Origin of the sequence: Enterococcus sp. AZ095a, from assembly GCF_050546735.1 — a bacterium.
Classification (GTDB): Bacteria; Bacillota; Bacilli; order Lactobacillales; family Enterococcaceae; genus Enterococcus_D; species Enterococcus_D entomosocium.
Genome location: NZ_CP172953.1, coordinates 924,241 through 937,918 on the forward strand (window position 1 = coordinate 924,241; position 13,678 = coordinate 937,918).

At 43.3% G+C, this 13,678-nt stretch carries 11 protein-coding genes; 10 read left to right on the top strand and 1 reads right to left on the bottom strand.

The window, feature by feature from the left end; genetic code table 11:
* Positions 1-112: 112 nt before the first annotated feature.
* Together IGJ26_RS04155 and IGJ26_RS04160 are read left to right on the top strand one after the other, a co-directional pair.
* Positions 113-4,339, top strand: a complete 4,227-nt coding sequence (locus IGJ26_RS04155; RefSeq protein ID WP_142437486.1) for a 2-hydroxyacyl-CoA dehydratase — start codon at positions 113-115, stop codon at positions 4,337-4,339.
* A 199-nt stretch (positions 4,340-4,538) separates the two neighbouring features.
* Complete coding sequence (locus IGJ26_RS04160; RefSeq protein WP_005228765.1) at positions 4,539-5,246, top strand: GntR family transcriptional regulator; 708 nt, start codon at positions 4,539-4,541, stop codon at positions 5,244-5,246.
* 200 nt (positions 5,247-5,446) lie between these two features.
* Here IGJ26_RS04160 and IGJ26_RS04165 read toward each other — a convergent pair whose 3' ends face one another.
* On the bottom strand, positions 5,447-6,088 hold the full coding sequence (locus IGJ26_RS04165; protein ID WP_016613813.1) for a YigZ family protein: 642 nt from the start codon (positions 6,086-6,088) through the stop codon (positions 5,447-5,449).
* Positions 6,089-6,198: 110 nt separating this feature from the next.
* Between IGJ26_RS04165 and IGJ26_RS04170 the strand changes: the two genes are divergently transcribed.
* The 8 genes from IGJ26_RS04170 (at position 6,199) to IGJ26_RS04205 (ending at position 13,677) form a co-directional block, all read left to right on the top strand.
* The gene (locus tag IGJ26_RS04170; RefSeq protein WP_005237305.1) at positions 6,199-6,492 is read left to right on the top strand and encodes a DUF7662 domain-containing protein; all 294 of its coding nucleotides are present in this window, start codon (positions 6,199-6,201) and stop codon (positions 6,490-6,492) included.
* Between the two features lie 72 nt (positions 6,493-6,564).
* Complete coding sequence (locus IGJ26_RS04175; protein ID WP_005228768.1) at positions 6,565-6,885, top strand: PTS sugar transporter subunit IIB; 321 nt, start codon at positions 6,565-6,567, stop codon at positions 6,883-6,885.
* A 106-nt stretch (positions 6,886-6,991) separates the two neighbouring features.
* Positions 6,992-8,302 carry a DEAD/DEAH box helicase gene (locus IGJ26_RS04180; protein ID WP_086372686.1) on the top strand — a complete coding sequence of 437 codons (1,311 nt, stop codon included), beginning with the start codon at positions 6,992-6,994 and terminating at the stop codon, positions 8,300-8,302.
* On the top strand, positions 8,292-8,975 hold the full coding sequence (locus IGJ26_RS04185) for a ComF family protein (RefSeq protein ID WP_194188527.1): 684 nt from the start codon (positions 8,292-8,294) through the stop codon (positions 8,973-8,975). Before IGJ26_RS04180 ends, IGJ26_RS04185 begins: the two co-directional genes overlap by 11 nt.
* Positions 8,976-9,112: 137 nt before the next feature.
* A complete protein-coding gene (gene hpf / locus IGJ26_RS04190; RefSeq protein WP_005237301.1) occupies positions 9,113-9,670 on the top strand; it encodes a ribosome hibernation-promoting factor, HPF/YfiA family in 558 nt (185 codons plus the stop codon).
* 187 nt (positions 9,671-9,857) lie between these two features.
* Complete coding sequence (locus tag IGJ26_RS04195) at positions 9,858-10,805, top strand: LacI family DNA-binding transcriptional regulator (protein ID WP_142437489.1); 948 nt, start codon at positions 9,858-9,860, stop codon at positions 10,803-10,805.
* 156 nt (positions 10,806-10,961) lie between these two features.
* Complete coding sequence (locus tag IGJ26_RS04200) at positions 10,962-12,227, top strand: extracellular solute-binding protein (RefSeq protein ID WP_005237299.1); 1,266 nt, start codon at positions 10,962-10,964, stop codon at positions 12,225-12,227.
* A 160-nt stretch (positions 12,228-12,387) separates the two neighbouring features.
* Complete coding sequence (locus IGJ26_RS04205) at positions 12,388-13,677, top strand: carbohydrate ABC transporter permease (RefSeq protein WP_194188528.1); 1,290 nt, start codon at positions 12,388-12,390, stop codon at positions 13,675-13,677.
* Position 13,678: the final 1 nt, after the last annotated feature.

Consider the following 13,678-nt stretch of genomic DNA (forward strand, 5'->3'; position numbering starts at 1 on the left):
TCCTTAGAATTGTTTGTTGAATTATCAATTAAAAGAATTACAATGAACATAAGTATTATAACAAACGGCTTGTTAGATAATCAACAAAGTGTTGTTTAGATGGAGGCAACAAATGAAAAAATATAAAGCGGGCATCGATGTCGGGTCGACAACAGTCAAGATGGTTCTGTTAGATGAAGGCAATCAAACGTGTTTTTCAAGATATGAACGGCACTATGCAGATATCCAGAAAGCAGCGGAAAAAATCATTAGAGAAGCGCAAGAAGTGATCGAAGATCAGCCGCTTGCGCTGGCGATTACCGGATCAGGTGGGATGGGTCTGGCGGAAGTTTTGCGGATCCCATTTGTCCAAGAGGTCATCGCTTGTACCAAAACAGTTGAGACAGTGATTCCCGAAACCGATGTGGCTATCGAGTTAGGCGGCGAAGATGCGAAGATCACCTTTTTTGAAGGGGCATTGGAGCAGCGAATGAACGGCAGTTGTGCCGGTGGAACGGGTGCGTTTATTGATCAGATGGCAGTTTTATTGAAAACCGATGCCAATGGGGTCAATGAACTAGCCAAAGATTATCAAACCCTTTATCCGATCGCATCGCGCTGTGGCGTCTTTGCCAAAACCGATGTGCAGCCGCTGATCAATGAAGGAGCAGCAAAAGCAGACATTGCGGCGAGTATCTTTCAAGCGGTGGTCAATCAAACGATTGCTGGCTTGGCTGCTGGTCGTAAAATCAAAGGCAAGGTAGCCTTTCTAGGTGGACCGTTGACGTTTATGTCGGAATTGCGTCAACGATTTATCGATACGTTGAACCTGCAAGAAGCAGATATCATTTTTCCCGAGAACCCAGAACTGTTTGTGGCGATGGGGGCTGCACTGTATGCAGAAGAAGAGCAACAGCTTTCCGTGCTATTAGCCCGCTTAGCCAACGGAGAAGATGGCAAACTCGCGCCAACTGATACATTAGCCCCATTGTTTAAAGACGAGGAGGAATTGACTGCTTTTCGTGCTCGCCATGCTCAAGCGGTGGCCACAGAAAAAGCGTTGTCTGAGCATACAGGCGCTGCTTATCTAGGCATCGATGCAGGATCAACCACAACGAAAGTGGTTTTGATCAATGATGCAGGGGAATTATTGTTTTCTTTCTATGGCAATAATGAAGGTGAACCGTTAGCGACAACGATGGCGGTTTTACAAGAGCTTTATCGTCAGATGCCTTCTGACGTTTACATCGCAAAGTCAACGATCACAGGTTACGGCGAGCATTTGATCAAACATGCACTGAAAGTCGATATCGGTGAAGTGGAAACGATGGCCCATTACAAAGCTGCCGAACATTTCCAGCCGGGGGTTGATTTTATCCTAGATATCGGTGGACAAGACATGAAGGCGATGACGGTTAAAGATGGCGCGTTATCTTCGATTCAATTGAATGAAGCCTGTTCCTCAGGATGCGGCTCCTTCATTGAGACTTTTGCCAAATCTATGAATCAGGATGTCAAAGAATTTGCGTTGGCAGCTACAAAAGCCCAAGCACCGGTTGACCTTGGTTCGCGTTGTACCGTCTTTATGAACTCAAAAGTGAAACAGGTCCAAAAAGAAGGGGCTTCTGTTGGCGACATTTCAGCCGGCTTGTCTTACTCGGTCATAAAAAATGCTATCTATAAAGTCATCAAGGTTCGGCGACCTGAAGACCTCGGCGAGAAAATCGTCTGCCAAGGAGGGACTTTCTATAACGAAGCGGTTCTGCGCGCTTTTGAATTGATCAGCGGCCGTGAAGTCGTTCGACCATCGATCGCCGGTTTGATGGGGGCATATGGTGCCGCCTTGATCGCTTTAGAAGAAGCAGCCCTTGACGATGTTAGTACGTTGTTGTCTCCAGCAGAAATGGCCGATTTCCAAGCAGAAAAAGAATTTACGAATTGCGGTCTATGCGAAAACAATTGCTTGTTGACGGTGACCCTCTTTTCTGACGGTCGAAAATTTATTACCGGGAATCGCTGCGAACGTGGTGCGCGAATCAAAATCAAGAAAGAAGACCGCAAAATCAATCTTGTGGATGAAAAATATCGCCGCTTGTTTAAGTACCGTTCCTTACGTAAAAAAGAGGCCGTCCATGGCGAAATCGGCCTGCCAAGAGTATTGAATCTTTATGAAAATTATCCGCTTTGGCATACCTTTTTCACCAAGTTAGGGTTTCGAGTAACCTTGTCGCCACGTTCCAACAAAGAACTATATGAGCAAGGGATTGAAACGATTCCTAGTGATACGGTTTGTTACCCAGCCAAACTAGCCCATGGACACATCCAGGCACTGATTGATCAAAACGTACCGTTGATTTTTTATCCAGGTGTTATTTTTGAGCGACTAGAGAACACTGCCGCTGAGAATCATTTTAACTGTCCAATTGTGCAAAGCTATCCAGAAGTGATTCGTAATAACGTCGATGCGATTCGTGAAGGGGCGGTTGACTACCGCTGTCCGTTTTTGAATTTGGCGGATGAAGCCTCAATGGTCAAAACTTTAACGAGTACTTTTCAAGATTTTGGTTTTGTAGAAGAAGAAATTGCCCAAGCCCTACGCAGCGGTTTCGAGGAGCTGGATCAGTTCAAGACAGATATTGCGCAACGGGGAGAAGAAACGCTACGTATGCTGATGACGACCAATCAAAAAGGGATCGTTTTATCTGGAAGACCATATCATTTGGATCCTGAAATCAACCATGGGATTGCAGAAGTCATTACCCAAGAAGGCTTCCATGTATTGACTGAGGACAGTATTGCTCATTTAGCAAATGTCGGCGATCTGAGGGTTGTGGATCAATGGGTCTATCATTCGCGATTGTATGCGGCAGCTCGAGTGGTCGCGAAAAACAAACAATTAGAACTGGTTCAATTAAACTCATTCGGTTGCGGGATCGACGCAGTCACTACTGATCAAGTCGAAGAGATTATGGCGCAGTATGGGAAGTTATATACGGTGTTGAAAATCGATGAGGGAGCAAACCTTGGGGCAATTCGGATTCGGTTGCGTTCCTTGAAAGCAGCAGTCAACGAACGGGACAAACAGCACTTTGTACCTAAAAAGCAATACGAGGAACCGGCAAAGATCATTTTTACCAAAGAGATGCGCAAGCAGCACACGCTCTTATTGCCGATGTTGAGTCCCATCCATCAAAGCGGGTTAGTCGATGTTGCTTTGCAAGCTTCTGGGTATCAAGTGATCTGTCTACCTAGTGAAGATCGTGAGGCGGTTAATGTCGGTTTACGCTTTGTCAATAATGATGCGTGCTATCCGGCGATCATTTCCATTGGACAGCTAGTAGAAGCATTGCAAAGCGGAAAATATGATGTTGAAAATACCAGTGTTTTGATGACTCAGACGGGCGGCGGATGTCGTGCAACGAACTATATTCCTTTGTTACGTAAAGCACTGAACGATGCAGGATTTCCACAAGTGCCGGTGGTATCTATTTCGATGGGCAACACTGGGGTTGAATCAAATCCGGGCTTTCGCTTTACCTTACCGATGATGAAGCGTTTGGCGGTGGCATTTTTATACGGAGATCTCTTTGAACGGGTCGTTTATCGCACCCGTCCGTATGAGCAAGAAGCAGGGGCTGTCGATCGGCTCCATCAAGAATGGCTGGAAAAAATTGCCAAAAACGTTCGTAATGGCTCCTTCAGTCTGTTTAATCGAAATATGAAAAAAATCATTCAAGCCTTTGATCAAGTGCCGATAAGAGATATCAAGAAGCCGCGTGTCGGTGTCGTGGGAGAGATTTTAGTGAAGTATTCACCGACTGCCAATAACGATGTCGTTCGCCTGTTAGAAGCAGAAGGAGCGGAAGCGGTCGTACCAGATATTGTCGGCTTCATGAATTATTCCCTCTACAATCAGATTTGGCGCTACGAGCATTTGGGGATGGCGAAGAAAAGTAAAATGATCGCTGATTTTGCGATCATGGCGATTGAGAGGCTCCAAAAACCGATGGATAAAGCACTGAGGGCGTCAACGCGTTTTGATGGTATCCATTCGATCCATCAGCTTGCGGAGCAAGCGAGCGAGATTGTTTCCATTGGTAATCATACGGGAGAAGGCTGGTTCTTGACCGGTGAGATGATTGATCTATTGGAAAATAATGTCAACAATATCATTTGTCTGCAACCATTTGGCTGTCTGCCCAATCATGTGGTAGGAAAAGGTGTTATGAAAGAATTACGTCGTCAATACCCGCAGGCGAACATTGCGGCCATTGATTATGATCCAGGTGTCTCAATCGTCAATCAATTGAATCGTATCCGATTGTTGATGGCCACTGCCAATAAAGCGTTGGCTGAATAAATTCTCAAGCCAGCGACCGAACCAATTTAAAAGAAAAGCGACTGCTCTTGTTTGGACATTTTGTGATAACTTCTTTCTTCTGCCTATAAAATAGGGAAAGAATTCGCACAAATTGAGAAAAACAGAGCAGTTTTTGCTTTTTTTATTAGCTATTTAGGTATATACCAGTTATAATAGGAGGGGAACGGAGGAATGTGTAGTGGTGGAAAAATTACCTGTTTATATCCAAATTCATGATCAAATTAAAGCCAATATTGAAAACAATACATACAAAATCGGGGATCGTCTGCCCTCAGAGCGCGAGTTGTCGAAACAATTCGGCGTGAGTCGCATGACGTTGCGACAAGCGATCCAAACCTTAGCAGATGAGGGGATTCTTGAGCGTAAAATCGGTTCCGGCACTTATGTGGCTCGCCAAAAAGTACAAGAGAAAATGACGGGCACGACGAGTTTTACCGAAATCATGAATTCTCTTGGTCGTAAGCCTTCCAGCAAAGCGGTCGCTTATTTCTTGACGGCACCTAGCTCCAGTGAGATGGAAAAGCTGCAATTAGAAGGTCACGAAACGATTTTACGGATGGAGCGGATTCGGTATGCGGATGATGTGCCGATCTGTTTTGAAGTAGCGAGTATCCCTGAAAAGTTTATTCATGACTTTAGCAAGGAGGAGATCATCTCTTCCCTCTATAAAGTGTTGGAAGAAAAAGGACAGCGGAAAATTGGCGGCGCTTCGCAAACGATCTCAGCTATGGTCGCTTCCGAGCAAATTGCTGATTACTTACAAATCAAACGCGGCGATGCGATTTTACGTATGCGGCAAATCACTTCATTTGAAGATGGTCAACCATTTGAATACGTGCGCACCCAATATGTTGGTAATCGTTTTGAATTTTATATGGAAAAATAACCTGTCTATTCCAATTGGCAACAAAAAGACCAAAAAAGCCGAAAGGACCCTACGAGCGTTTCAGCTGTTGCGTAGCGTCGCTGGTTGCATGACCGTTTCGGCTTTTCAAATATTTGGGCTTCCTGCATTGGTTGTAGCAAACTTGGCAGCGTCCTCCTTGAGGAAAAGAGCACACACTGGAAGGTCTTTAGTAAGCTGGCTTACTCTGTTGACTGCTCGATCAAGCGTTCTACATATTCGGTAGTCCCTCTGGTCAATTGCACTTGACCTTGTAGCAAATCGATCAGAGCGGCTTCTTGGTCGGCAAGTACTGCTTCAGGAATCATTAAGGTGACAACGATTTTCTCCGTATAAGCAATATCTTTTATATAGATATTCTGCAGTTCTAAGTAGTTTTGGAGCTTGCCTAAAAGTGGATACTCGATGGTCAAGGCAAGTTCTTGATGCAAAATACCCTCGACGATTCCTACCTCTTTGATTCCAGCAGAGGCCGAACTTGAATAAGCGCGAATCAATCCACCAGCACCCAGTTTCGTTCCACCGAAGTAGCGGGTAACAACGGCGATCACATTGATCAGTTCGTTTTTCTTTAACACTTCTAAAATCGGTACCCCAGCGGTGCCGCTCGGTTCACCATCATCACTGCTGCGCTGGATCTCATGATTTTCACCTAATACATAGGCGCTGCAATGATGATTTGCCTTCCAATGCTCTTTCTTGAGGGCTTGAATAAACGCTTTGGCTTCGTCTTCTGATTGAATTCGTTTTAATGAACAGAGGAAACGCGATTTTTTGATTTCTATTTCTGTTTCTCCGTCTTGTCGAATCGTTCGATAAGTCACGCGCACGATCGCCTCCTTTATATTTCTAGTATAGGCAATCGGAAGGAAAGTTACAAATAGAAGAAAGAAACAGGTACGAACATAGACTCTAAAAAGAGGAGGCAGTTGCTTTGGGTAGACGCAAAAAGTACGATACGATCACTCACTATTTAAAAAACAACGGTGGTTCGCAAATCACCTTAACGTTTACGCAGTTTGATGAATTTCTTTTCCCCGCATCCGGTTTGCCCAAAAGTGCCCGCACCAGTAGCGATTGGTGGGCGAATGATTACCGACATCCAGAAAATGGGGCTTATGCGTGGCTGAATGCCGGCTACGAGGTAGTCCTCGTCAATTTAAAAAAAGAGTACGTCGTTTTTAATCGTTTAGTAAAATCAAACTGGTTGCTGGATAGAAAGCGTTGACAAATTTCAAACTTGTTCTATACTAGAGATAGGAAATGTTATCTTATTCTTAAAATTCAAGGAGTGTTCGATATGGCGAAAAAAACAATTATGTTAGTTTGTTCTGCAGGGATGAGTACAAGCTTATTAGTAACAAAAATGCAAAAAGCAGCTGAAGCAAAAGGATTAGAAGCAGATATTTTTGCAGTTTCCGCATCAGAAGCAGATCAACATTTAGAAAGCAAAGACGTAAACGTTTTACTATTAGGACCACAAGTTCGTTTCATGAAAGGCGATTTCGAGAAACGTCTAGCGCCAAAAGGAATTCCATTAGAAGTAATCAACATGGCAGATTACGGCATGATGAACGGCGAAAAAGTCTTAGATCAAGCTTTGACATTGATCGGCGAATAAGCAAGACCTGCTGTTGAAGCAAACAAGAAACCTGTAATCGGTTCAAGTACTTTTCAAAAAGTACTTGAACCGATTTTTTTGCGTACTTAAAACTGAGGTGTATGTTATGACCAATCAAAAAGGAAGACAATTTTTTGTTTTAGATGAAACAATGAGTGTAGGAAAAACTTTTGATTCTCGACCGGCAATGCTCGAGCAGGGGAAGAGAATCGTTTGTCAGCGTTGCGGTTCTTCCCACCACAAGCCGTCGGTTCTATTGCCGATAGGCTGCTATTACTGTCCAACTTGTATTCGCTATGGTCGGATCACATCAGATGGCCAACTCGTAATTCAACAAACGGATCTTCCAGCCTTTGATCACAAGATCGTTTGGCCAGGAGTGTTGACTTCGTTTCAGCAAAAAATTTCTCAGCAACTAGTGGCAAATTGTCGACAAAAGAAATCGTCTCTTGTTTGGTCAGTCACGGGTTCAGGGAAGACCGAGATGATCTTTGAAACGATCCGCCACATACGGCAAGAAGGTGGTCGTGTGGCGATCGTCTCGCCACGGATCGATGTCTGCCGTGAACTGTTCCCCCGGATTCAACAAGCGTTCCCACAAGAGGAAAGCCTGCTCCTTTATGGGAAATCAGAAGAACCTTATCGTTATACAACGATCCTTATTGCCACCACTCATCAGCTACTGCATTTTTATCGCAGCTTTCAACTGATCGTGGTGGATGAGATAGATGCATTTCCCTACGAGGGCGATGCGCAGCTGCGTTACGGATTATACAATGCCTTGGCAGAAAACGGGTGTCTGATCTATTTAAGTGCGACGCCTTCAAAACGATTGTTGCAAGAAATTCATTCGGAATTTGCAGTGTTAAAAATGCCTCTACGGTTTCATCAGCGTCCGCTGATCGTTCCGAAACCTATTCATTATAGCCGCTGGGCGCAGGCTTATCGCAAAAAACGTTGGCTGCGACCATTGCTACAGCACTTGCAGCGGTTGGTTAAAAAAAACTTTGTCTTGGTATTTTGTCCAAGTATTCAGCTGATGAAGGAAATGGAAGGGGCAGTCCGCAGGCAAGAAGCATCATGGCTCCTCACTAGTGTTTCTTCACAAGATGAAAAACGGAGGGAAAAAGTCCAATCGGCACGTAGCCAAGTGTACAAGGTGTTGTTTACAACGATGATTTTAGAACGAGGTGTAACGTTTGAAAATGTCTCAGTGGTGGTACTGGGAGCCAATCACCCGGTCTTTACAAAATCGGCGTTAGTACAAATCGCTGGCCGTGTCGATCGCAAAGGTGCGTTTACAGAAGGGGAAGTCATTTTTTTCTACGACCAAATGACAGAAGCAATCCGTCAAGCAATCAAAGAAATCAATGAGATGAACCAATTAGCAAGGAGCTGGTTGACCGATGGAGTGTAGTTGGTGCCAAATATTTTTTTCAAGAGAGGTAACGATCATTGAGCTGTTGGCTCCTTGGCGCATCCCCGAAAAAGAATTATGTCCACAATGCGCTCAGCGATTTACAGTGATCAATTGGCAAAGCTGCTGCCCAACATGTGGCAAAAAGGATACCATTTCCTGCAGTGACTGTCTCTTTTGGGCGAAAACCTGTCCCATGATCCATTTGCAGCATCGGGCACTGTTCGCTTACGATCAAGGGATGAAGGAGTGGATTCACGAATACAAATTAATGGGAAACTATCAGTTGCGAGAGACCTTTGCTGCTGCCATCAGACAAAAGATCAACAACTTTGATTACGATTGTTTGATACCCATCCCGCTATCGGCAGAACGTTACCAGGAGCGAGGGTTTAATCAAGTGACCGCTGTGCTGGACGCAGGCGGAGTTAAGTCGAAAGAATGGCTGGATAAAGTGGTTGATACCGCACCACAAGCTCAACGTTCTCGCAAGCAACGATTAGAGGAGGCGCAACCTTTTGCGGTGAAGCCAGAGGCAACGGTTGAAATAAAAAACAAGAAACTGTTGTTGATCGATGATGTTTACACTACCGGTAGAACGTTATATCACGCAGCTGAAGCATTGCAGACCTTTGGCCCCCAGTCGATTCGATCCTTTTCCTTTGCCCGTTGAATCGTTATTTTGAAAACGCTTAAAGAAATTTGTTCGATTTACTAGGCAAATGAGCAAGAGTTCGATATAATAGAGTTAAGAAGAAGAAAAGAGTGGTCCTTTTCCTTCTTTACTGGTAGACGAAAGGGGTAATTTTTATGTTTAGATATAATGTGCGCGGCGAAAATATCGAGGTAACAGAAGCGATCCGTGATTACGTCGAGAAAAAAGTAGGTAAATTAGAACGTTATTTTAATGATGTGCCGGAAGCAACAGCACATGTTAATTTGAAAGTTTATACTGAAAAAACAGCAAAAGTAGAAGTAACGATTCCTTTACCATTCTTAGTTCTGCGTGCGGAAGAAACCTCACCTGATCTATATGCTAGTATCGATTTGGTTGTTGACAAATTGGAACGCCAAATCCGCAAATTTAAAACAAAAATCAACCGCAAATCTCGCGAGACAGCATTGGTTCCGCCAACAGATGGTGATTTGTTCACAACTGAAGCAAACGATGAAGAAAACAATGGTTCTGAATTAGACATCGTACGTACAAAACGTTTGTCTTTAAAACCAATGGACAGTGAAGAAGCTGTTTTACAAATGAACATGCTTGGACACAACTTCTTTATCTTTGAAGATGCGGAAACGAATGGAACGAGCATTGTGTATCGTCGAAAAGATGGCAAATACGGGTTGATCGAAACCGATTAACAAGTGTTGATACCTTTTTCTCAACACCCCAAAAAATAGTCTTTTTTGACAGAGTAGCTGAGAAGCTACTCTGTTTTTTTATACTCGTTAAATTGGCTGGGAATCTTTTTTATATAGAGAGTGTCTTGGTTCTTCTTTTGGTTTATTATGTTATACTATAGATGAAATAATACAAGGAGAGTGAATCATGACTACGCTAGCAGATGTTGCTAAAAAAGCAAATGTTTCCGCAATGACCGTTTCTCGAGTGATCAATCATCCGGACAAAGTAACTGAAGAGTTAAAGCAGCTGGTTCATCAAGCGATGCTTGAATTGGATTATCAGCCGAATATTGCTGCCAAATCATTAGTTTCCAAGCGTTCCCATATCATCAAAGTGTATATTTTAGAGGAGATGGATACGACGGAACCTTACTATATGAACTTATTGGTTGGGATCGCTCGTTCTATTGGTAAAGCACACTATTCTTTGCAGCTAGTTACGACTGACGGGGTGGATCGTGGTCCAGCAGATGGCTGCATCATTACGGGCTTTCGCCAGGCGGACATGGACTGGATAAGAAATTTAAGAAAGCCTGTGGTGTTATTTGGCGAAAATGAAGCTGGGTTCAGTTTTGTTGACAGTGACAACTACCAAGGAATCGTTTCTGCATGCAAACATGCTATTGACACCGGCTATCAACAATTGGTCTATATTGGTTTAGAGTTGGAAGAAGCGTTTACGAAAAGCCGAGAAAAAGGGTACATAGATACAGTCACAAAAGCGGGAAAATCACCAAAAATCTATCGTTTTGACAACCGATCTTCCGCCGCCCGCAAGTTTATCCAAACGCAGAATGAGCATTTAATGAAAAACACTTGTTTTATCTGTGCCACAGATCGTTTAGCGTTAGGCATCAATCAAGGCTTACAGTCGATCGGAGTGGAGGTGCCAGATGATTTTGGGATCATCGGCTACGATGGCGTATTCCTTGATCAGGTAAGTTCGCCAAAATTGACAACGATGAAGCAAGCCATCGTGGAAATGGGGGAAGTTTGCGGCGAATTATTGATCCAAAAAATCGAACATAATGATACGAGCCAGCGACAACAGCGCTTTTTACCTCAACTCGTGGTTCGTGAATCCACAAAATGAAAAATTAAGCAAATGGTTGCGCAATTTCTTTTCGATTCCTAGACATCTTAATTTAAAGGCTTTTTCTATTTTTGTTATCGCTAACATTTAGAAAAGGTTTGCCATTTTAAGAAACCGGTTGCATAATGGAGTTACAAATTGCAGGAGGTAAACAGGATGAAAGTGAATTGGAAAAAGGCAGCTCTAGGATTAGTTTCAGGAAGTGCGTTGTTAGCGCTTGCGGCGTGTGGCGGCAACGGCGGTAGTACCGATGGTAGTAATGCAGATGCAGGTTCAGGTAGCGATGAAAAAACGCTCACGGTCTCTGTAGGCGCAGACTATATTGATTATATCAATGAAGTGAAATCTGACTTTGAATCTGAAAATGATGTTACCATCAACGTTGTAGAAATGGATATGTTCGATCAAATGGATGCGCTTCAACTAGACGGTCCTGCTGGGAAAGGTCCAGATGTTACGATGTCTCCTTACGATCGTGTAGGTCAAGTAGGCTCGCAAGGGCATTTGGCAGAAATGACTTTGCCAGATGATGGACGGTACAGCGATACAGACAAGCAACAAGTGACGATCGATGATAAAATCTATGGCGCACCAGCAATGATTGAAGCAGTTGTCATGTTCTATAACAAAGATTTGATCGATGAAGCGCCAGCAACTTTTTCTGATTTAGAAGAGCTAGCAAAAGATGATCGTTTTGCAGAAGGCGATGACAATGTTGGTTTCTTAGCTCGTTGGACAGACTTTTATTATACGTATGGTCTATTAGCTGGTTATGGTGGTTATGTCTTTGGGGATGAAGGGACAGATCCATCTGATTTAGGGATCAACAATGAAGGTTCTGTTGAAGCAATCACGTACGCAACTGATTGGTTCCAAAATGTCTGGCCGCAAGGAATGCTGGATGTATCGGCCAACGAAAACTTGATGTTAGATTACTTTAACCAAGGCAAAACAGCAGCCATCATTTACGGACCATGGGGCGTGAACGGCTTTGAAGAAGCAGGGATTAACTATGGCGTAGCGAAAATCCCAACGCTGAGCAATGGCAATGATTATGAAACGTTTGGTGGTGGAAAAGCATGGGTTGTTTCCAACTACTCACAAAACAAAGACGTTTCTCAACAATTTGTCGAATATTTAACAAACGAAGCTAATCAAGAGAAATTGTATGAAATGCGTCATGATATTCCAGCAAACATTATGGCTCAAGAAACAGTTGCTGCTTCTGATGATCCAGTAGCAAAAGCAGTGATCGAGCAATACAGTGTTTCACAACCAATGCCAAATATCCCTGAAATGTCTGAGGTTTGGGTAGGGGCTGAAAACATGCTGTTTGATGCAGGTTCAGGCAATATGACTCCTCAAGAAGCAGCGGACAATGCTGCCAAAACAATCGAAGAAGCGATTGAGCAGAAATATTAATAAATAGCCGATTACGGTCTGTCATTCATGTCGACGATTCTATAGAGGATGTTTGTCAAAAGGATTCCTTGCAACGTAGCACGCAAGAAATTGCTTGATGAGATTGATTTCTATGGATCGTCGGCCGCTTGGCAGACTTTCGATTTTAAGGAGGATACATATGAGGACGAATTCAAAAGCCATGCAGACAGCGCTTCTTTCAATCATCCCTGGGGTGGGACAATTCAAAAATGGTCAGAAATTTAAAGCGGGACTCTTTTTTGCGGTCTTTCTAATTTTTCTAGGCGAAATGCTTTTGTTCGGTGGACAAGCATTATATAACTTTGTCACACTGGGATCAGTACCGATGGAACACAATTCTTTGTTCTTGTTGATCGGAGGAACGCTACAGGTCATCGTTACCGTTATTTTCATTATCTTTTGGGTTTTAAATATCAAAGATGCCTATCAAGTTCGCCAAAGTATTGAAAAAGGGTTCCCGGTGGCAGTTACGAGAAAAGAGTTTTTCAATAAATTGTATGAGGATGGTTTCGCTTATCTATTGACGATCCCAGCCTATCTGGTGATGATCGTAGCAATTATTTTTCCGGTAATGGTGACACTCTTCATGGCGTTTACCAACTATGATTTTCGACATATTCCGCCAGCAAACTTAATCGACTGGATCGGTTTTTCGAATTTTACGAATATCTTCACCTTAAGTTCTTACCGCGACACCTTTGTAAAAGTGTTTAGTTGGACGGTGATTTGGACCGTTTTAGCAACTACTTTGCAAATTACCTTAGGAATACTGACAGCAGTTGTTGCCAATCAAAAATTTGTGAAGTTCCGTCGGGTCTTCGGGGTGATTTTCTTGCTTCCTTGGGCGGTGCCAGCGTTCATCACGATCATGAGTTTTTCGAACATGTTTAATGATACCGCAGGAGCGATCAATACGCAGGTGATCCCGCTATTGAACAATCTGCCCTTTGTGGATATTGGTAACATTGCTTGGAAGACCGATCCGTTTTGGACGAAAACGGCGATTATTTTGATTCAGGGCTGGTTAGGGTTTCCATATATTTATGTTATGGTCTCAGGGATTTTACAATCCATTTCTGAAGATTTGTATGAAGCAGCCAAAATGGATGGAGCAAATGCGATTCAGCGTTTTCGCAATATTACGTTACCGGCGATCTTTTTGGTGGCAGCACCAACCTTCGTTACGCAATATACAGGGAACTTTAATAACTTCTCCATGATCTATCTCTTTAACGAAGGTGGTCCAGGAAGTTTAGGTGGAAATGCCGGTTCGACGGATATTTTGATTTCATGGATCTACAAATTGACGACGGGCGGCTCGCCACAATACTCGATTGCTTCTGCATTGACCTTGATCATTTCCTTTGTGGTGATTTCCATTTCATTACTGGTGTTTAAAAAGACGAATGCATTTAATATGGAGGATTGAG